We start from the raw sequence: 18,916 nt of genomic DNA, 5'->3' as shown, positions 1-18,916 counted from the left end.
TAAATACTTTATACTATGAAAATATCAAGAAAAATTTCAGCATGGAGTTTAGGACTTATGGCAGCAGTGTCTATGATGTCTTGTAGCTCGGACGATGATAGTAACGATTCTGGTAGTTCGGTAACCGAAAAACCATTCGCCTTATCATTAGCCATACAGGGAAGTGAAGGCGGGTTTACCTATTATACTGTGCCTTTTGAAGATGTTATGGAAGGAACGCTTTCGGCTTCAGGCCAAGGTATAGAGCAACCAGGATATTACGATTTTACTAAAGTAGACAATACTGTTTATAGTATTGGAGGATTGGACAACACCGATGTGTCTGCCATCACTCAAAATGCCGATCAAACCCTTTCAACAGAAGGGAATGTATCTTTAAATGAAAGTATTTTGGATTTGGTGAAGGCTGATGATGAGACGTTGATTTCTGTGTCTCTACCTTCTACAGTTGGAGGTGTGGTTACCTTCCGTTTGTTTGATGCAAATACCGTAAGTATTACCGAGACTGTAGAATTGCCATCCAGCGATTTACACTCTGCAACAGATGCTGTTCCTGCATATTCAGGGTTACGCGTCGTGGGCAACCATGTATTTTTAAGCTACTATATGAGCAATCCAACAACTTGGGCAACAGAATATACTGATCAAGCACAAGTTGCGGTATATTCTTACCCAGAATTGGAGTTCATTAAAGTTATTACAGATGACCGTGTTGGACCAATTGGTGGATTTAACATTAAGTCTGGTTTGGAAGTGGACGAAGCTGGAAATATTTATGCTATTTCTCACTCCAATCCTGCAAACGGATTTAGTCAATCAACCAAACCTGCTGGAATTTTAAAAATTAATGCAGGAGAAACTGAATTCGATCAGGAGTATTTCTTCGATGTTGAAGCAGCTGCCGATGGTCATAATATTTCCCATTTAAAATATATTGGAAACGGAAAGGCTTTTGTAGAAGTAAATACAGCAGCTAGAAGCGAGCAGGGGACTTGGTCCGATAGTCCGTTACGTTCGGCTGTTGTGGATTTAAATAACTTCACAGTAAATTATATAGACGGTGTACCAGTACATAATGGTGACGGTCGTCGTTTGGCAGCATTGTATAACAATGGTTATGTATATTTATGTATTCCTGAAGAGAGTAGTATTCACGTGTACAGAATGGATACAACTAATTATACGTCTACCAAAGGAGCTCAAATTCAAGCTAACTTCGTAGCAGGATTCTTCAAATTTTAATTTATAAAATATACCGGCTTTAGTACTATTTGTGCAAAGCCGGTTCCTTTTTTAGAGGCTAATGAGTAAAAAGCGTAAAAACCCGAGTAAATTAAGGCAGTTAAATAACTGGCTTCATTTGTGGCTGGGATTAATTTCCGGTATTGTGGTGTTTATTGTGAGTATTACCGGATGTTTTTATGCTTTTCAGCAGGAAATTAAAGACAGCTTGGAACCTTGGCGCTTTGTTGAAATTCAGAATAAGCCCTATGTGCCCCCAAGTCAGTTATTGGATACCGCTAGGGTGCATATGCCAAATGGTAAGCCAACAGGCTTGACTTATGCCGATGCAAATGGTGCAGCGGCCGTGGGGTATGAGTCAGAGGTAGATGGCAAGCATGCATTTTCGGTTGTATTTATGAATCCCTATACCGGTGAGTTTTTAAAGAAACAGCAACCGCTGGGCAGTGACGAATTTGACTTCTTTCACTTTATTATAGATGGTCATAGAGCACTTTGGTTACCATACGAAATTGGGCGCCCTATCGTTGGGGTGTCTACCTTGGTGTTTTTATTGCTGCTTATAACTGGACTGGTAATGTGGTGGCCTAAAAACTGGAAGAAAAGCAATCGTGATAAAAGCTTTAAGATAAAATGGACAGCAAAGTTTAAGCGCCTTAATTACGATTTACATAATGTTTTAGGCTTTTATGCATTGTTGTTTGGGTTGATTTTGGGAATTACAGGATTGGTCTGGAGCTTTCAATGGTTTGACCAAGCGGTGTATTTTGTTGCTTCGGGAGGTGAAATAAAAGAGATGGGGCATCACCATCCACATTCCAATTTAGAAAATAAATCCTTGGTTTGGAATGATAGCTTGTCCCCATTGGATAAGGCCTGGTATAAAACCCTTGAAATTGACAAGCAGGTAAAAGGGATGTACATGACACCAATTTTGGAAGATGAAGATGATCCTGTAGAAATTACGGTATATCATAAAGCGGGTTCTTGGTACGACCATAACGAATATTTTTACGATAGGTACAGTTTAGAACCTCTAGAGCAGGAGGGAAGTAAATTTTCTGAAGCGTCTTTTGCAGATCAGTTATCCATGATGAATTACGACATCCATATTGGTTCTGTTTTTGGTTTGGCGGGAAAAGTATTTGCATTCCTCATCAGTTTAATTTGTGCCAGTTTACCAGTGACCGGATTTTTGGTTTGGTGGCATAAAAAGAAGAAGGCACCCAAAAAAATATAGTACAAACAAAAGGCTCTTGAGTAATTACAAGAGCCTTTTGTTTTTGTCTAAGCGTGTTTACTAGTTGAACAATGGTTGGTTGAAAACAATGCAATGCTCTTATGTAGGAATTTCTGCAGTGGGTTTGGAATCGAGTTCTCTTAAAATTGCGTAACTTTGTGCCCTAAATTTAAGATCATGTTTACAAGCAAAGCCAATAAAATTTTTCAAGAAGTAATTGAAAAATATCACGTTATAAATACAGTTGATCAACCTTTTAGTAATCCGTACGCTCAGGAAACGAACTTGATTGAACATTTGCTATACAGTAAATGCTGGATTGATACAGTGCAGTGGCACTATGAAGATATTATCCGTGATCCACAAATTGATCCGGTGGCAGCTTTGGCCTTGAAGCGTCAAATTGATGCTTCCAATCAGGACAGAACGGATATGGTAGAATACATCGATAGCTATTTTTTAGAGCAATACAAGGATGTAACACCTAAAGCAGATGCGACTATCAATACCGAAAGCCCAGCTTGGGGAGTTGACCGTTTGTCTATTTTGGCCCTTAAAATCTATCATATGAACGAGGAGGCTACCAGAACAGATGCTACCGAAGCGCATAGAGAGGCTTGCCAAAAGAAGTTGGACATTTTGTTGGAGCAACGTGTGGATCTTTCTACCGCTATCGATACGTTATTGGAAGATATTTCCAATGGCGATAAGTACATGAAAGTATACAAGCAAATGAAGATGTACAATGATGATGAACTGAATCCTGTGTTGCGTTCGCAAAAATAGGAACTCATTACATTTCGTTTGTATCCATTGATGAAGTCTAGAAAAGCACCCAAACATATTTTAGTTATCCGTCTTTCGGCAATGGGAGATGTGGCAATGACCGTTCCTGTGTTAAGAGCCTTTGTGCAGCAATATCCCGATGTAAAACTTACCGTGCTTACACGCGGTTTTTTTGCGCCCTTTTTTAGGGATATTGAAAATGTTGAGGTGTTTCCTGTGGATGTTAAAGGCAGGCACAAGGGAGTTTTTGGGCTGTTTAGATTGTCGAGGGAATTAAAGCAATTGGGTATTGATGCTGTAGCCGATTTGCACAATGTCCTGCGTTCCAAAATTCTGAGATTTTTCCTTTTAAGAACACCAACAAAGCAATTGGATAAAGGACGTTCTGATAAGAAGGCCTTGGTAAGTGGTGAAGTGTTTCAACAATTGAAAACCACCCATGAGCGCTATGCTGATGTTTTTCGAAATATGGGATTCCCATTAGAGCTTTCCAATCCTAACTTTCCGGAAAGAACACCTTTAAATCCCGAGGTTTTGGAACTCTTGGGAGCAGACACCCAAAAATGGATTGGGATTGCACCTTTCGCGGCACACAAAGGAAAAATGTATCCTTTGGACTTGATGGAGGAAGTAATTCAGTCCTTGTCTGAAGATTACAAGATTGTCTTGTTTGGTGGCGGTGCTTCTGAGATAGAACAATTACAGCGTATTCAGGATGCTCATAAAAATGTGGTTAGTATTGCAGGAAAACTCACTTTGGAAGAGGAGTTGGATGTGGTTTCCAATTTGGATGCAATGGTTTCTATGGATTCTGGGAATGGGCATATGGCGGCTATGTTGGGAGTGAAAACAATTAGCATTTGGGGGGTCACCCATCCTTATGCTGGGTTTGCGCCTTTCAACCAACCTGAAAACTATTTGTTGTTGGCAGATCGAACTAAATTTCCTTTAATCCCAACTTCTATCTACGGGAACAAATATCCAGAAGGTTATGAGGAGGCGGCCGGAAGTATTTCGCCTCAAGAAGTGATATATAAAATAAAAGCGGTTACTCAGTAACCGCTTTATTTTTGTTTTAAACATCGTCGTAATCGACTGTTATGGTAGGTGTGGTTGGCTGTGCCTGACAAGTCAATATCAAGCCTTCAGCAACCTCACTATCGGTTAAAATATTGTTTTGACGCATAGTGGCTTCACCTTCCGTGATACGGGCCAAACAGCTACTGCAAATACCTCCTTGACAGGAATAAGGGGCGTCGACATCTTCATCTAATGCAGCTTCCAAAATGGTCTGCTTTTGAGACATTTCAAAAGTGGATTCTTCCTCGTCCACAATAATGGTGATTTGTGTTTTTCCGCTGGCAACGGCTGTATCCACAATTTCTGTAGGCTTTGCCGCTTTGAAAAGTTCAAAGTGGATTCTATCAGCATCAATGTCATGGTCCGTAAGTACATCTTTTACGGTGTGGATCATACCTTCTGGTCCACATAAATAATAAGCATCTACATCTACGTGTTTGTATTTGTTTTTCATTACGTAGTTTACGGTGCTCTTTTCAATACGTCCAAAAATAGCATCGTCCTCATCGGCTTGACTGAACACAAACTGAAGTGACAAGCGCTTGCTGTATTGGTGTTGCAGTTCCAATAGTTCTTCAAGGAACATGGTGTCCTTGGAGGTCTTGTTGCCATAAACCAAAATGATTTCACTATGGATTTCCTCTTCCAAAGCACATTTTACAATGCTCAAGATTGGGGTAATCCCACTTCCTGCAGCAAATAAGGCTATGTTTTTGGTCTTTTTGTCATTCGGTTCGAATACAAAACGTCCCTTTGGAGGCGCAACGTCCAAAACATCTCCAGTTTTTAGTTCTTTGTTAGCATAAGAAGAAAACGTACCGTCTTCCACCTCTTTAACAGCTACTTTAAGTTCGCCACTTTTTGGAGACGAACAGATGGAATAGTCACGTCGTATTTCATTTCCGTCAATGGTGGTTTTTAGGGTGATGTATTGTCCTGCTTTAAAGGTGTATTCGGTTTTTAGTTCTTCAGGAACAATAAAACTGATGGCTACAGAAGCATCCGTGATGCGTTGAACCTCTTTTATGGTGAGTTTATGAAATTGAGACATGAAATTTGTTTTTTACAAAAATAGTGAAGCCGCTACACTTTAAAATGTAATTCAACAAAAAATATATACCTATAAAACTTATGCATAAGAAATTTATGTATATATTTGAAATGTTATGAGCAATTCAAAATTATATAAAGGGAGTTTGACCACCATCATTTTAAAATTGTTGAGTGAAAATGATAAGATGTATGGTTACGAAATTACCCAAAAGGTAAAGGAGCTAACTAACGGAGAACTTAAAATTACCGAAGGAGCTTTGTATCCATCGCTTCATAAGTTGGAAGCGGATGGTTTGTTGGATGTTGAAGTGGCAAAAGTGGACAACCGTATGCGAAAGTACTATAAGCTTACGGAGTCTGGCACCAAGGAAACAGCCAATAAATTATCGGAATTGGAAAACTACATTAAAACCATGCAGGCTTTGGTGAATCCTAAATTTAGTTTGGAGTAATGGAAGTGCTATCTAAAGAAGAGATTCAGTTTATTGATGCCTATCTTAAAAACTCCGATGTGCGTTTTGCAGATATCCGTATGGAAATGGTAGACCATGTGGCTTCTGAGATAGAGGTAAGAATGTCCGAAGCCAGAAGTGATTTTTACGACACTTTTAAATGGTATATGGCTGAAAACAAATTGAGTCTGTTAAAACAGAACAGAAATTATTTGATGGAATCGGAGAAAAAACTGTTCAAGCAAATGTTGAGGAATCTGTATTCCTTGCAAGGCTCATTGCTTGTAATTGTGGTGTTGGGGCTGGTAGGAATTCTTTTTGAATTTATGAGTTCTAAATATGTTCTAATGTTTCCCGTGTCGATATGCATATTGGCGATGACAGTTTATTTCGGTTTAACTAGAAAGACGCGTGTTCGATTCTCATCGTTGGAACGCATAGGTTTTTACTTAATATTTTTACCTCAGTATATTGGTATTGCACTTAATTATTTTGTTGACGGGCCTTTGGGAGGTTATTCTTATATATTCGTTGTACTAAGTGTTTTGATTCCAGTTTTATTACTTCAATTAGGGTTTCAGAACTTCCAGTTTTACAAAAACAAATACCAGGCAATTTCATGAAACCAACCTTATCGATAGAAGAAATACAATTTATAGACACCTATTTAAAGAATTCTGATGTGCGTTTTGCCGATATCCGTATGGAAATGGTGGACCATGTGGCTTCAGAAATAGAGGTAAGAATGTCTGAAGATGGGATTGATTTTTACAACGCTTTTAAATGGTATATGGCCGAAAATAAAAAGAGTTTGATAAAGGAGAGTAGGCAATATTACCGAAGTGCTGATAAAAAATTGTTGAAGCAACTTGCGAAAAATATTTGTTCTTGGCGAGGGGTGTTGGTTGTTTTGGGGAGTTACTTTTTAGTTAAAATAATGTGGGCGGTTAATGGTTCAAATTATCTAAGACATTTTCCCATTTTCTTGACAGTGTCTTTGCCATTATTGTATTTGATAGATTATAAGGTTTATAAACGTCGCTATTCTTATTTGGAAAGAATTGGTTTATATGTCGTAATTTACTATCAAATTGCAAATCCATTTTTTCCTTCTTTTTCTAGGTGTTTAGCTTGTGAAGGTGATATGGCAATATTCAAGATTTCCCTTGGAGTTGCGGTTCCTTTCTTGTTGCTTCAATTGGGCTTCCAGAATTATCAGTTTTATAAAAAGAAATACGAAACAATTTCATGAAACCAATCATTACAGAAGATAGAATCCAAGAGCTTTACGCTTTCACGCGGCAACATTTTGTGGTGCACTACGATATACAAACTGAGTTGGTGGATCATTTGGCCAATGGCATAGAAGCGCAATGGGAGGAACATCCTTTGAGAACATTTGAAGATGCTTTGCATATAGAGTTTAAGAAGTTTGGAGTCTTTGGTTTTCAGGATGTGGTGGAACAACGAACCAAAGCCTTGACAAAATATTATTGGAAAGAAGTATGGCGGCTGTTCAAACAGTATTTTAGGTTGCCTAAAATCATCATGACGGTTGCTTTGGTTTTAATGGTTCAAATGTTGTTGAAGTTTTCTCCCTATAGTGGAACTATTTTTTATGGCTTCGTTTGTTTATTGTTTTTGTTGCCTGTGTTTAAAATATGGCGATTTGGATCACGTGTTAAAAAACGTAGAAAATCCAAGGAAAAACACTACTTGTTTGAGGATATTATCTTGAGCCTTGGAACAGGAGGTTTTGTATTGCAAATACCATTACAGTTTTTGCTTCATTTTCATAATCGTACTGAACTAAATTTTGATAATCCATGGGTACTTTGGATTGGCTCTTCCTTTGTTGTGTTTTATGGTTTTGTAATGTATTTGGTAGCGTTTTATATTCCTAAACACATGGAAGAAAACATGAAAAAAATGTACCCGGAATATACTCTGGTGTAACATTTTAGGTATATTGGTTACTAATGAGTCGCTAACCCAAACAAAAGATGCTAAAACACTTTGTCTCCCTAGAAATTAAATCTTTTTTCAGATCGGCGAGTTTTGGAAAAGGAATGGTTCTTAAAATACTCATGGTGCTTTTGGCATTATGGATGATTGTTACTCTTTTGGCCACGGGCTTGGCATTATATCCGGGTCTAAAACAGGTGTTTCCAGATCAGTATCCATTTGTAATCGTGAACAATTTTGTGTTTTATTGGTTTTTAATGGATCTGTTCATTCGGTTCTTTTTTCAAAAGCTGCCTGTAATGGCAGTGAAACCCTTATTGCTGTTGCCGGTTAAGCGACGTCAAGTAGTCAACTATGTGTTGGGGAAATCGGCGTTGTCGTTTTTCAATTTTCTGCATTTGTTTATTGTAGTACCTTTTGGGTTTATGTTGGTAAGAAGTGGACATGACTTGGGTTCGGTAATTGTTTGGGGCTTTGCTATATTGCTTTTTACACTTATTGTCAATTTTTTAAACTTTATCATTGAAAGCCTTTCCTCTGAAACGGAATTGTCCTATCTGCCAATATTGGTGCTGGTAGGGGGCTTGTTTGTGCTTAATTATTTCAACATTGTTTCTATAAGCGGACTCATTGCTTCATTTTTAACGGTGGTGGGTTCTAACCCTCTTTGGTCGGTAGTGCCGTTGTTGATTTTAGCTTTGCTTTATGCTTATAATTTCAAGTTGCTCAAAGCACAGTTGTATTTAGATCATTCTTTAAAAACCAAAGTGCAGCAGGTGGAGGCTTCAACAATGGCTTGGACCCGGCATTTTGGAGATACGGCGCCCTTCATTCAAATGGATTTAAAATTGATATGGAGGAATAAGCGTCCACGCTCGTCGGCATTCATTTTGGTAATTGGTTTAGTATATGGCTTGTTTTTTTACCCGAATCCTGACTATGCCAATATGCCTTGGTTTTATGCTTTTATCGGGATTTTCGTTACGGGAATCTTCCTTATCAATTTTGGACAGTTTATCCCAGCATGGGATAGTGGTTATTACAAAATGCTGATGGCTCAAAACATAAAATATGAACAATATTTGAGGTCTAAATATGTGTTGATGACGGCCAGTGTGATTGTGCTGTTTGTGTTGAGTATTCCATACGTGTATTTTGGCTGGAAGATTCTATTGGCGCATTTTGCGGCAGCGGTATATAACGTTGGAATTAACACACATGTCATGTTGTTTGGAGGTTCCTTCAACCGAAAGAAAATAGATCTAAACCAACGGGCGGCATTTAATTATCAGGGAACGGGTGCAGTTCAGTGGATAATTGGTTTTCCGCTTATGTTCCTTCCTTTGGCAATTTTTGGCTTGGTCTATTTTGTGGCCAATTTTGAAATAGCCTGTGTGGTTTTAATAGTGTTAGGCTTGATAGGAATTGTGTTTCATGAAAAAATGATGGGTTTTATCACCTCAAAATATTTAGAGTCGAAGTATAAAATGATTGACGCCTTTAGTCAAGACAGTTAACATAAAGGATTATGATTCAAACATCGCAACTTACAAAACGTTACGGCGACAAAACCGTATTGAATATTGATAGTCTGAATATTTCCAAAGGCCAGAGTTTTGGTTTGGTAGGAAATAATGGGGCAGGTAAAACCACCTATTTTAGTCTGTTGTTGGATTTAATTCAGCCAACGACTGGCTACATCAAGAATAATAATATTCGCGTAAGCCAAAGTGAGGATTGGAAACCTTTTACGTCTGCCTTTATTGACGAAAGTTTCTTGATTGGGTATTTAACGCCGGAAGAGTATTTCTATTTCATTGGTGAATTGAGAGGTCAAAACAAAGCCGATGTGGATACTTTTGTGAAGCAGTTTGTTGATTTTTTCCATGACGAAATTTTAAATCAGAAGAAGTATTTAAGAGACTTAAGTAAAGGAAACCAAAAGAAGGTGGGGATTGTGGCTGCTTTAATTGGTGATCCTAAAGTGGTGATTTTGGATGAGCCCTTTGCCAATTTAGATCCTACCACGCAGATTAGATTAAAGGCCATTGTAAAAGATCTTGCCGAAACCAAAGATGTCACAGTGCTTATTTCCAGTCATGACCTAATGCACGTCACCGATGTATGTGAACGTATTGTGGTGTTGGAAAAAGGAGAAGTGATCAAGGACATGGCTACCAACACAGCAACCCTTAAGGAATTGGAAGGATATTTTGCAGGTTCGGCCACCTTGTAGGGAAAGTTTGGACTTTCAGTAGTTGAGGTCAGATTTCATCTAAAGAGACTTCAATAATTCAAAAAGATGCTTATTTTTACAGCCAACACATAATATGCAGGCTAGATTCCTGTTATGTTATGAAGCAAATGTCGGCAAGGTTGAAAACAACTTCTAAAATCATAATAGCGTTACTAGGTGTTTCGGTAATTGCAACCTCATGTTCCCGTAAGAAGGATAAGTTCATGAACCGAAACTTTCATGCAATGGGTACCAAATACAATATTCTCTATAATGGGGAGATTGCTTTGGAACAAGGACGTGATGCTATCAACGATGCCTATACCGACGATTATTGGAATTTACTTCCCGTGGAGCGCATGGAAGTGTTTGAAGAGGTGATCATGCCTGGGGATTCCAAAAATCCAAGTTTTGAAAGAGCCGAAGAAAAAGCCATCAAGGCCATTCAAAAACACGGGATGAACATTCGGGGGAAAGAATACAACCCTCAAATTGATGAAGCTTACTTGTTGCTTGGTCAGGCACGTTATTACGATCAGCGTTTTATTCCTGCGCTGGAAGCCTTCAACTATATTCTTTACAAACATGCGGCTAGTGACAAAATTAATACAGCCAAAGTTTGGAGAGAGAAGACCAACATTAGGTTGGAGAATAATGAGTTGGCCATTAAAAATCTGAAGCGTCTTTTGGAGCAGACCGAATTGGAAGATCAGGATCTGGCAGATGCTACGTCCAGTTTGGCTCAGGCTTACATCAATACAAAATCGCCAGACAGCGCCATAACCCAACTGCAAATTGCGGCCGCAGTTACCAAAAAGAATACAGAACAGGCGCGTTATAACTATATCATTGGGCAGCTATACAATTCGCTAGGTGAAGTGGATAGTGCCAATATGGCTTTCGATAAGATTATCGATATGCACCGTAAAATTCCACGACCTTATTATATCAATGCACATCTTGAGAAAATCAAGAATTCAAATGTAACGGATTCTCTGAAAGTGGTTGAGTTTGAAGAGTATCTGGCCGATTTGGAAAAGAATCGTGAAAACCGTCCGTTTTTGGATAAAATCTATTACCGAATTGGAGAATATCACAGAGGAAAAGGTGAAGATAGTATGGCGATTGCCAATTACAACAAATCCTTACGAATCAATACTCCGGATAAACAATTAAGAGCTTTCGATTATTCCATTTTGGGGGATATGAACTTTGATATGGCGTTGTACAAAAATGCAGGGGCCTATTATGATAGTACCTTGATTAATTTGGAGCCAAGAACCAAACCGTATCGCACTATCAAACGTAAGCGTGATAACTTGGATGATGTCATTCTTTATGAAGATATTGCCCAAACAAATGATAGTATTCTTAGCTTGGTAAATATGAGCGAAGCCGAACGTTTGGCGGTGTTCAGTGCTTATATAGAAGAATTGAAAAAGGCGGAAGAGGAGCGTGCCAAGCAAGAGGAAATTGCCAATCGCGTAAATGCAGGTTTGGTAACCACCAATAACCCTAATAATCCATCTTCAAGGAATTCTTTGATGCCTCCAGGGGGCAATGCCAACGGACAAAAGCAAACGTTCTATTTTTACAACCCTACAACGGTATCCTACGGGAAAAATGAGTTTTCAAAAATATGGGGAGACCGAATGTTGCAGGACAATTGGAGGTTGTCTTCCAATAAAGTGGCTAAGGTAGATGGCGCTGCCGATGTGGCTCTAGCTGAAGGCGCAAGCGAATCAGAGCTTTACGATCCGGAATTCTACCTGTCCAAAATACCAACAGACCAAAAGGTGATTGATAGTTTGATCAAGGAGCGCAACTTTGCGTATTACCAGTTGGGAATTATTTACAAGGAGAAATTTGATGAAAACGAATTGGCTAAAAATAAGTTGGAAAGTTTGTTGCAAAGCAATCCTGAGGAGCGTTTGATCTTGCCTTCTAAATATAATTTGTATAAAATTTATTTAGCCTTGGAAATGAACCCGGAAGCTGAGGCTATGAAAAACGACATTGTTGCCAATCATCCAGATTCTCGTTATGCCGAGATATTGCTGAATCCAAGATCGGAATTGGCGAGCGATGAAAATAGTCCGGAGAATCTTTATAAAAAGACGTATAAGGAATTTGAAGCAGAAAATTATTTGGAGACCATTGCTCTTTGTGACGAATACATTCGGGAGCTGGAAGGCGATGCCATGGTGCCAAAGTTTGAGATTTTAAAGGCTTCGGCCAAGGGAAGGCTCTATGGTTTTGAAGCTTATAAAGAAGGAGTGAATTATACAGCGCTTACCTATCCAAATTCTGATGAAGGAAAACGTGCCCAGGAATTGATGGAAAAGGTGATTCCTGTTTTGGCCAATAAGCAGTTTGTGCCAAATGAGTCTGCAACTAATTTCAATTTAATCTATTCTTTTGAAGCTAGCGAGCAAGAGGATATGGAAGAATTCGCCAAGAAATTGGAAGAAGCCATTGAAAAAGTGAATTATCTAAATTTATCCGTTTCAACAGATATGTATACCTTGGACACTAAATTTGTGGTAGTCCACGGTTTAAAGAGTATAGATGGTGCGCTTGGATTGGCGGAGATTTTGGAAGGCAAGAAATACAAAATAAAACGTGAGCATTTCGCGATTTCATCACCTAATTATGGAATTGTGCAGATGCATAAAAATGTGAACGAATATTTACAATCCCAATAAAAACTTAACCCTATGTTTTCGGAACAAAAAAAAGGAAGAATGGCAATAGAAGGTATATCACAGCAAAACACCATTGCTAAAGGCACTACCATCACAGGTGATGTTGTTGGTGAAGGAGACTTCAGAATTGAAGGTACAGTAGAAGGTAATATCAAAACCCCAGGAAAAATTGTTATCGGCAGAACCGGTGTTGTTAATGGTACTTTAAAGAGCGCCAACGCCGATATTGAAGGTAGCTTTTCTGGTAAATTGGTGTTGACTGATACCTTGTCGCTAAAATCGTCTGCAGTTGTAGAAGGTGAAGCGGAAGTTGGTAAGTTGGCTGTGGAACCTGGTGCTACGTTTAATGCGACCTGCGCAATGAAAGGTTCTAATAATGGAGAACGAAAAAACACCCAAGAAACCCAAAAATCAGCTTAAGAACCTTGCAGCTTTAAGCGGGGTTGCTTTTCAGATGGGAATTACTATCTATCTGTTTGTCATGTTGGGCAAATGGCTGGATACAAAATACACCGACGGTGGAAAACTGTTTTTAATAGTTGGAACACTGTTGGGGGTAGGTATTTCTTTGTATGTCGTGCTAAAGCAAATCAATAAATTAAATGAATAAGGACATTCTGGTAAAATCTACAATACAAATAACAATTGCTTCGGCAATTGTTTTTTTTATACATACCATGTTATTGCGGCAACTGGATTATGAGGTCTTTGCCAATTATATTGTTTTGGCTTATGTGGTGAATGTCCTTTTGGCTCTGGCCATTTTATATGGGCTCTATTTTTTTAGGAAAAAACTTAAAGACCAAATGGGGTTTTTGTTCATGGCAGGTAGCTTATTGAAGTTTGCCGTGTTTTTTATTGTCTTTTATCCAAAATATTCCGTGGACGGACAAATTACCAGAGTGGAATTTGTCACTTTTTTCGTTCCTTATGTAACTTGTTTGGTTACAGAAGCTTTTGGTGTGTTAAAGCTTCTTAAAAATTTGGATTAACCCCTTTTTTTACTTCTTCAAATTAATTCAAAAATATTGTGAAATTTTGTTTTTTGCTTTTGAATGAAAAGCATACCTTTGCACCAATTTTTAGGCCACTATTAATTAAGTGATATGCAAAACGTAATTTCGTTAAAAACAATTTGTTTACTGTTCTTTTTTGTAACCGCATTTTCTTTTGCTAAAGAAGAAGGACATCATGAGGAAGGAAAAGATTTAAAAACGGAGATCAAGGAGTATATTGATCACCACTTGTTGGACTCTCATGATTTTAGTTTGTTCTCTTATACTAATGACGCTGGAGAGCACAAATATGTTGGGTTTCCTCTTCCTGTAATTTTATTTGACAACGGTTTGAAGGTGTTTTCGTCTTCAAAGTTGCACCATGGTGAATCTGTTGCCGAAGTAGGAGGTGAGTATTACAAATTATACCACGGTAAAATTTACAAGACAGATGCTGAAGGAACGATTTCTTATGACGAGCATCACCACGCAACCAATGTAAAACCGTTGGATTTCTCTATCACTAAAAACGTATTTACTGTATTTCTTGTTGGGTTGTTGATGTTTTTCGTTTTCGGAAGAATGGCAAAGACTTACAAAAATGGTCAAATGACAAAAGGAATAGGTCGTTTCTTAGAGCCTATCATTATATATGTAAGAGATGAAATTGCAATTCCTAACATTGGGAAAAAGCATTACAAGCGTTATATGAGTTACTTGTTGACTATCTTCTTCTTTATCTGGATCATCAACTTATTAGGGTTAACGCCGCTTGGGGTGAACGTAACCAACAACATTGCGGTAACTTTTGCTTTGGCTTTGATTACCTATTTAATTACAACTTTTTCAGGAAACAAAAATTACTGGAAACACATTTTCTGGATGCCAGGTGTACCTGTGCCAATGAAAATCATTTTAGCGCCAATTGAATTGTTGGGAACTTTCATCAAGCCGTTTTCATTGTTGATTCGTTTGTATGCCAACATAACTGCTGGTCACATTGTATTGATGAGTATCATCGGGTTGATGTTCATCTTCAAAAATTGGGTTGGTAGCACCTTGTCATTTGGTTTGGCATTTGTGTTGTCGTTGTTGGAGTTGTTGGTAGCAGCATTACAAGCGTACATTTTTACAATGTTATCTGCATTGTATTTTGGTTCGGCTGTAGAAGAGCACCACGACCACTAAAATTTGAATGTTTAATTATTTAATATATATACTATGACTATTCCAAACATTGTAGGAGCTGGATTGATCGTTATCGGTGCTGCTTTAGGTATCGGTAGAATCGGTGGACAAGCTATGGACGCTATCGCTCGTCAACCAGAAGCTTCTGGAAAAATCCAAACAGCTATGCTTATTGCAGCTGCCCTTATTGAAGGTATTGGATTTGCTGCCCTTTTCGCGGCATAACAACAAAACTAACAGCTGTAACGGTTGGTTGCAGCTGTTGTTTAATTATTAAAAGAATTAGATTATAACATAAATATAAATGGAGAAGTTAATTAGTGAATTTTCAGTAGGTCTGTTTTTCTGGCAATTGTTATTGTTTGTTGGATTAGTGTTTTTATTAAAGAAGTTTGCTTGGAAACCAATTTTGGATGCGGTTGAAAAGCGTGAAACTGGAATTAAAGACGCCTTATTTGCAGCAGACAATGCCCGTAAGGAAATGGAAAACCTTAAGGCAGACAATGAGCGTATCCTTAACGAAGCTCGTGCTGAGCGCGAAGCTATGTTGAAAGATGCTCGCGACATGAAAACGAAGATGATTAATGATGCCAAAGACGAGGCTCAGGCGCAAGCAACAAAAATTATCGAGCAAGCTCAGGCTGCTATTGAAAGCGAAAAGAAAGCCGCTATGGAAGAGTTGAAAAACCAAGTAGCTGGTTTGTCTATTGAAATCGCAGAAAAAGTGGTGCGTAAGGAATTATCTAGCAACGACAACCAATTGCAATTGGTAGAGTCTATGTTGGGTGAAGCAACATTAAACTAAGATTACAATGGCAGGAGAAAGAGCAGCAGTACGTTACGCCAAGGCAGCTTTAAGTTTAGCATCAGATAACAACAATGCCGATGCCGTAAACAACGACATGAAATTGATTGCTACTACTATTGCGGGAAGCAAGGACTTAAGTGAAATGCTTCTTAGCCCTGTGGTAAGATCATCTGTAAAAAGAGCTGTATTGTCTGAAGTGTTCAAAAACACCAATGCAATTACAACAAACTTAATAGAGACGTTGATAACCAATAAAAGGATTGCCCTTTTAGAGGTTGTTGCAAATAAGTACACACATTTGTTTGATGTGTTAAAAGGAATTCAAGTTGCCAAGGTAACTACAGCAGTTCCTTTAACGGATGCCTTAAAGGCCCAAGTGTTGGCTAAAGTAAAAGAGCTTACCGGTGGTACAGAGGTTGAGGTTCAAAACATCATCGATGAAGATATCATTGGTGGTTTCATTTTACGAGTTGGAGACATGCAGTACAACGCTAGCATTGCCAACAACTTGAACAAACTAAAAAGAGAATTTACATTAAATTAAGATATACTATATCTATTTACAAATAAATAAAGATGGCAGAAGTAAATCCAGCTGAAGTATCAGCAATCTTAAAACAACAACTATCAGGTTTCGAAGCGGGAGCTTCGTTAGACGAAGTAGGAACAGTATTAACTGTGGGTGATGGTATTGTACGTGCTTACGGTCTTTCAAACGCTCAATACGGAGAGTTGGTAGAATTTGAAGGCGGATTGGAAGGTATCGTACTTAACCTTGAAGAAGATAACGTAGGTATTGTATTGTTAGGCCCTTCTAAAGAAATTAAAGAAGGTTCTACTGTAAAGCGTACAGGACGTATCGCATCTATCAATGTAGGTGAAGGTATTGTTGGTCGTGTTGTAGATACATTGGGTAACCCAATCGATGGTAAGGGTGCTATCTCTGGTGAGACATACCAAATGCCATTAGAGCGTAAAGCTCCTGGAGTTATTTACCGTGAGCCTGTAACCGAGCCGTTGCAAACTGGTATCAAGTCTATCGATGCCATGATTCCTGTAGGAAGAGGGCAACGTGAGTTGGTAATTGGTGACCGTCAAACTGGTAAAACTACCGTTTGTATTGATGCCATCTTGAATCAAAAAGAATTTTACGATGCAGGAAACCCGGTTTACTGTATTTATGTAGCGGTAGGACAAAAAGCGTCTACTGTTGCGAATATTGCTAAAACATTGGAAGAAAAAGGAGCTTTGGCTTATACTACTATCGTAGCTGCTAACGCATCAGATCCTGCTCCAATGCAAGTGTACGCTCCTATGGCAGGTGCTGCTATTGGTGAGTACTTTAGAGACACTGGTCGTCCTGCATTAATTGTATTTGATGACTTGTCTAAGCAAGCGGTAGCTTACCGTGAGGTGTCATTGTTGTTACGTCGTCCACCAGGACGTGAGGCGTATCCAGGGGACGTTTTCTACTTACACTCCCGTTTATTGGAGCGTTCTGCAAAAATCATCAACAACGATGCCATTGCTAAAGAAATGAACGACCTTCCAGAAAGCTTGAAATCTGTAGTAAAAGGAGGAGGATCTTTAACTGCCCTTCCAATTATTGAAACTCAAGCGGGAGACGTTTCTGCATATATCCCTACTAACGTAATCTCTATTACAGACGGACAGATCTTCTTGGATGGTGATTTATTCAATTCTGGGGTACGTCCAGCAATTAACGTAGGTATCTCTGTATCTCGTGTTGGTGGTAACGCTCAGATTAAGTCTATGAAGAAAGTATCTGGTACCTTAAAATTGGATCAAGCTCAGTTCCGTGAATTGGAAGCTTTCGCCAAGTTTGGATCAGACCTTGATGCTGTTACTTTGAACGTAATTGAAAAAGGTAAGCGTAACGTAGAAATCTTGAAGCAAGCACAAAACGATCCATTTACTGTAGAAGATCAAGTTGCGATCATCTATGCTGGATCTAAAAACTTGTTGAAAGACGTGCCTGTAGACCAAGTTAAGGTATTTGAAAGAGATTACCTTGAGTTCTTAAGAGCTAAGCACAGTGATGTATTGGCTACTTTGAAAGCAGGTAAATTGACAGACGAAGTTACAGATGTATTGACGGCTGTAGCTAAAGATCTTTCAGCAAAATTTAGAGCATAATTAGATTTTAGTATTGAGTAGTGATGTGTACTTCACTACTCAATTCTCATACTTTATTCTAGCATAGAATGGCAAACTTAAAAGAAATACGTAACAGAATATCATCGGTGTCTTCAACGATGCAGATTACCAGTGCCATGAAAATGGTATCTGCTGCCAAGTTGAAAAAGGCTCAAGATGCAATTACGGCTATGCGCCCTTATGCAGACAAGTTAACCGAGCTTTTACAAAGCTTGAGTGCCACTTTGGATGCCGATTCAGGAAGTAAGTTTTCTGAGCAACGTGAGGTAAACAAAGTCCTTGTGGTGGTGTTGACTTCAAACAGAGGGTTGTGTGGTGCATTCAATTCAAACATCATTAAGACCGTTAATGGCTTGGTAGCTCAAAAATATGCCGGTAAAGATGTGTCTTATTTGGCCATTGGTAAAAAAGCGAACGATGCTTTTAAAAAGACCAATAAAGTAATTGCCAATGAAAGCGATGTTTTTGATGATTTAACCTTTGAAAACGTAGCTCAAATTGCCCAAAACTTAATGGATAAGTTTGTGGCTGGTGAATTTGATAAGATAGAAATTGTGTACAACAGCTTTAAAAATGCTGCAACGCAAATTGTAATTACTGAACAATTTTTGCCAATTGTACCAATGGAATCTGCAGATGCCAATGTAAACTTAGATTACATTTTTGAGCCTTCAAAACTTGAAATCGTGGAGCAATTGATTCCTAAATCTTTGAAAACACAGCTTTACAAAGCTATTAGAGATTCATTTGCCAGTGAGCACGGAGCGCGTATGACGGCAATGCACAAGGCTACCGATAACGCTACTGAGTTAAGAGACCAATTGAAATTGACTTATAACAAAGCGCGTCAAGCAGCTATTACCAACGAGATTTTAGAAATTGTTGGTGGAGCAGAAGCTTTGAACAACTAAGCATATTAGTTTTATATATAAATAGTATTAAAAGCCTCACGTTCGTGGGGCTTTTGTTTTTTGCGCTATATTTACTT

General features: G+C 38.5%; 21 protein-coding genes. 20 read left to right on the top strand and 1 reads right to left on the bottom strand.

The features are described 5' to 3' along the window. Window positions 1–15 precede the first annotated feature (15 nt). From ZA06_RS06140 to ZA06_RS06125, 4 genes are all read left to right on the top strand, one after another. Entirely contained in the window at window positions 16–1,242 is a 1,227-nt protein-coding gene (locus ZA06_RS06140) for a DUF4374 domain-containing protein (RefSeq protein ID WP_053976495.1), read from the top strand. Window positions 1,243–1,303: 61 nt separating this feature from the next. Further along, window positions 1,304–2,482, top strand: a complete 1,179-nt coding sequence (locus ZA06_RS06135; protein WP_053976494.1) for a PepSY-associated TM helix domain-containing protein — start codon at window positions 1,304–1,306, stop codon at window positions 2,480–2,482. Between the two features lie 177 nt (window positions 2,483–2,659). Further along, window positions 2,660–3,268: a DUF4254 domain-containing protein gene (locus ZA06_RS06130; RefSeq protein WP_053976493.1), complete on the top strand. Its 609-nt coding sequence runs from the start codon at window positions 2,660–2,662 to the stop codon at window positions 3,266–3,268. Between the two features lie 30 nt (window positions 3,269–3,298). Then, on the top strand, window positions 3,299–4,327 hold the full coding sequence (locus ZA06_RS06125) for a glycosyltransferase family 9 protein (RefSeq protein ID WP_240472211.1): 1,029 nt from the start codon (window positions 3,299–3,301) through the stop codon (window positions 4,325–4,327). A 16-nt stretch (window positions 4,328–4,343) separates the two neighbouring features. Here ZA06_RS06125 and ZA06_RS06120 read toward each other — a convergent pair whose 3' ends face one another. Continuing rightward, window positions 4,344–5,399 carry a ferredoxin--NADP reductase gene (locus tag ZA06_RS06120; RefSeq protein ID WP_053976491.1) on the bottom strand — a complete coding sequence of 352 codons (1,056 nt, stop codon included), beginning with the start codon at window positions 5,397–5,399 and terminating at the stop codon, window positions 4,344–4,346. Between the two features lie 115 nt (window positions 5,400–5,514). Between ZA06_RS06120 and ZA06_RS06115 the strand changes: the two genes are divergently transcribed. From ZA06_RS06115 to atpG, 16 genes are all read left to right on the top strand, one after another. Further along, complete coding sequence (locus tag ZA06_RS06115; RefSeq protein WP_053976490.1) at window positions 5,515–5,853, top strand: PadR family transcriptional regulator; 339 nt, start codon at window positions 5,515–5,517, stop codon at window positions 5,851–5,853. Further along, window positions 5,853–6,476: a hypothetical protein gene (locus tag ZA06_RS06110; protein ID WP_053976489.1), complete on the top strand. Its 624-nt coding sequence runs from the start codon at window positions 5,853–5,855 to the stop codon at window positions 6,474–6,476. The genes ZA06_RS06115 and ZA06_RS06110 overlap by 1 nt, the downstream gene beginning before the upstream one ends. Then, complete coding sequence (locus ZA06_RS06105) at window positions 6,473–7,105, top strand: hypothetical protein (protein ID WP_053976488.1); 633 nt, start codon at window positions 6,473–6,475, stop codon at window positions 7,103–7,105. The genes ZA06_RS06110 and ZA06_RS06105 overlap by 4 nt, the downstream gene beginning before the upstream one ends. Next, window positions 7,102–7,809, top strand: coding sequence for a hypothetical protein (locus tag ZA06_RS06100; RefSeq protein ID WP_053976487.1), 708 nt, complete (start codon window positions 7,102–7,104; stop codon window positions 7,807–7,809). The genes ZA06_RS06105 and ZA06_RS06100 overlap by 4 nt, the downstream gene beginning before the upstream one ends. 47 nt (window positions 7,810–7,856) lie before the next feature. Next, a complete protein-coding gene (locus tag ZA06_RS06095; protein WP_053976486.1) occupies window positions 7,857–9,335 on the top strand; it encodes a DUF5687 family protein in 1,479 nt (492 codons plus the stop codon). Between the two features lie 11 nt (window positions 9,336–9,346). Then, the gene (locus ZA06_RS06090) at window positions 9,347–10,054 is read left to right on the top strand and encodes an ABC transporter ATP-binding protein (RefSeq protein WP_053976485.1); all 708 of its coding nucleotides are present in this window, start codon (window positions 9,347–9,349) and stop codon (window positions 10,052–10,054) included. A 140-nt stretch (window positions 10,055–10,194) separates the two neighbouring features. Next, window positions 10,195–12,759 (top strand): type IX secretion system periplasmic lipoprotein PorW/SprE, encoded by a 2,565-nt coding sequence (porW, locus tag ZA06_RS06085; RefSeq protein WP_053977082.1) that lies wholly within the window; start codon window positions 10,195–10,197, stop codon window positions 12,757–12,759. Between the two features lie 12 nt (window positions 12,760–12,771). Then, on the top strand, window positions 12,772–13,179 hold the full coding sequence (locus tag ZA06_RS06080; protein ID WP_053976484.1) for a bactofilin family protein: 408 nt from the start codon (window positions 12,772–12,774) through the stop codon (window positions 13,177–13,179). Next, window positions 13,136–13,369: an AtpZ/AtpI family protein gene (locus tag ZA06_RS16750; protein WP_076662596.1), complete on the top strand. Its 234-nt coding sequence runs from the start codon at window positions 13,136–13,138 to the stop codon at window positions 13,367–13,369. The genes ZA06_RS06080 and ZA06_RS16750 overlap by 44 nt, the downstream gene beginning before the upstream one ends. Continuing rightward, window positions 13,362–13,751 carry a DUF6168 family protein gene (locus ZA06_RS06075; RefSeq protein ID WP_053976483.1) on the top strand — a complete coding sequence of 130 codons (390 nt, stop codon included), beginning with the start codon at window positions 13,362–13,364 and terminating at the stop codon, window positions 13,749–13,751. The genes ZA06_RS16750 and ZA06_RS06075 overlap by 8 nt, the downstream gene beginning before the upstream one ends. Before the next feature lie 114 nt (window positions 13,752–13,865). Further along, window positions 13,866–14,942, top strand: coding sequence for a F0F1 ATP synthase subunit A (gene atpB / locus ZA06_RS06070; RefSeq protein WP_053976482.1), 1,077 nt, complete (start codon window positions 13,866–13,868; stop codon window positions 14,940–14,942). Window positions 14,943–14,975: 33 nt separating this feature from the next. Further along, complete coding sequence (atpE, locus tag ZA06_RS06065; RefSeq protein WP_053976481.1) at window positions 14,976–15,167, top strand: ATP synthase F0 subunit C; 192 nt, start codon at window positions 14,976–14,978, stop codon at window positions 15,165–15,167. A gap of 79 nt (window positions 15,168–15,246) precedes the next feature. Further along, window positions 15,247–15,747 (top strand): F0F1 ATP synthase subunit B, encoded by a 501-nt coding sequence (locus ZA06_RS06060; protein WP_053976480.1) that lies wholly within the window; start codon window positions 15,247–15,249, stop codon window positions 15,745–15,747. Window positions 15,748–15,754: 7 nt separating this feature from the next. Continuing rightward, window positions 15,755–16,294, top strand: coding sequence for an ATP synthase F1 subunit delta (gene atpH, locus ZA06_RS06055; RefSeq protein WP_053976479.1), 540 nt, complete (start codon window positions 15,755–15,757; stop codon window positions 16,292–16,294). A 32-nt stretch (window positions 16,295–16,326) separates the two neighbouring features. Then, window positions 16,327–17,907: a F0F1 ATP synthase subunit alpha gene (atpA, locus tag ZA06_RS06050; protein ID WP_053976478.1), complete on the top strand. Its 1,581-nt coding sequence runs from the start codon at window positions 16,327–16,329 to the stop codon at window positions 17,905–17,907. Between the two features lie 68 nt (window positions 17,908–17,975). Continuing rightward, on the top strand, window positions 17,976–18,839 hold the full coding sequence (gene atpG / locus ZA06_RS06045) for an ATP synthase F1 subunit gamma (protein ID WP_053976477.1): 864 nt from the start codon (window positions 17,976–17,978) through the stop codon (window positions 18,837–18,839). Window positions 18,840–18,916: the final 77 nt, after the last annotated feature.

The sequence above is a fragment of the Mangrovimonas xylaniphaga genome (genome assembly GCF_001280435.1).
GTDB classification, from domain to species: Bacteria; Bacteroidota; Bacteroidia; order Flavobacteriales; family Flavobacteriaceae; genus Mangrovimonas_A; species Mangrovimonas_A xylaniphaga.
Note: the sequence above shows the minus strand (reverse complement) of the source record. Positions and strands in the feature narration are given on the sequence as shown.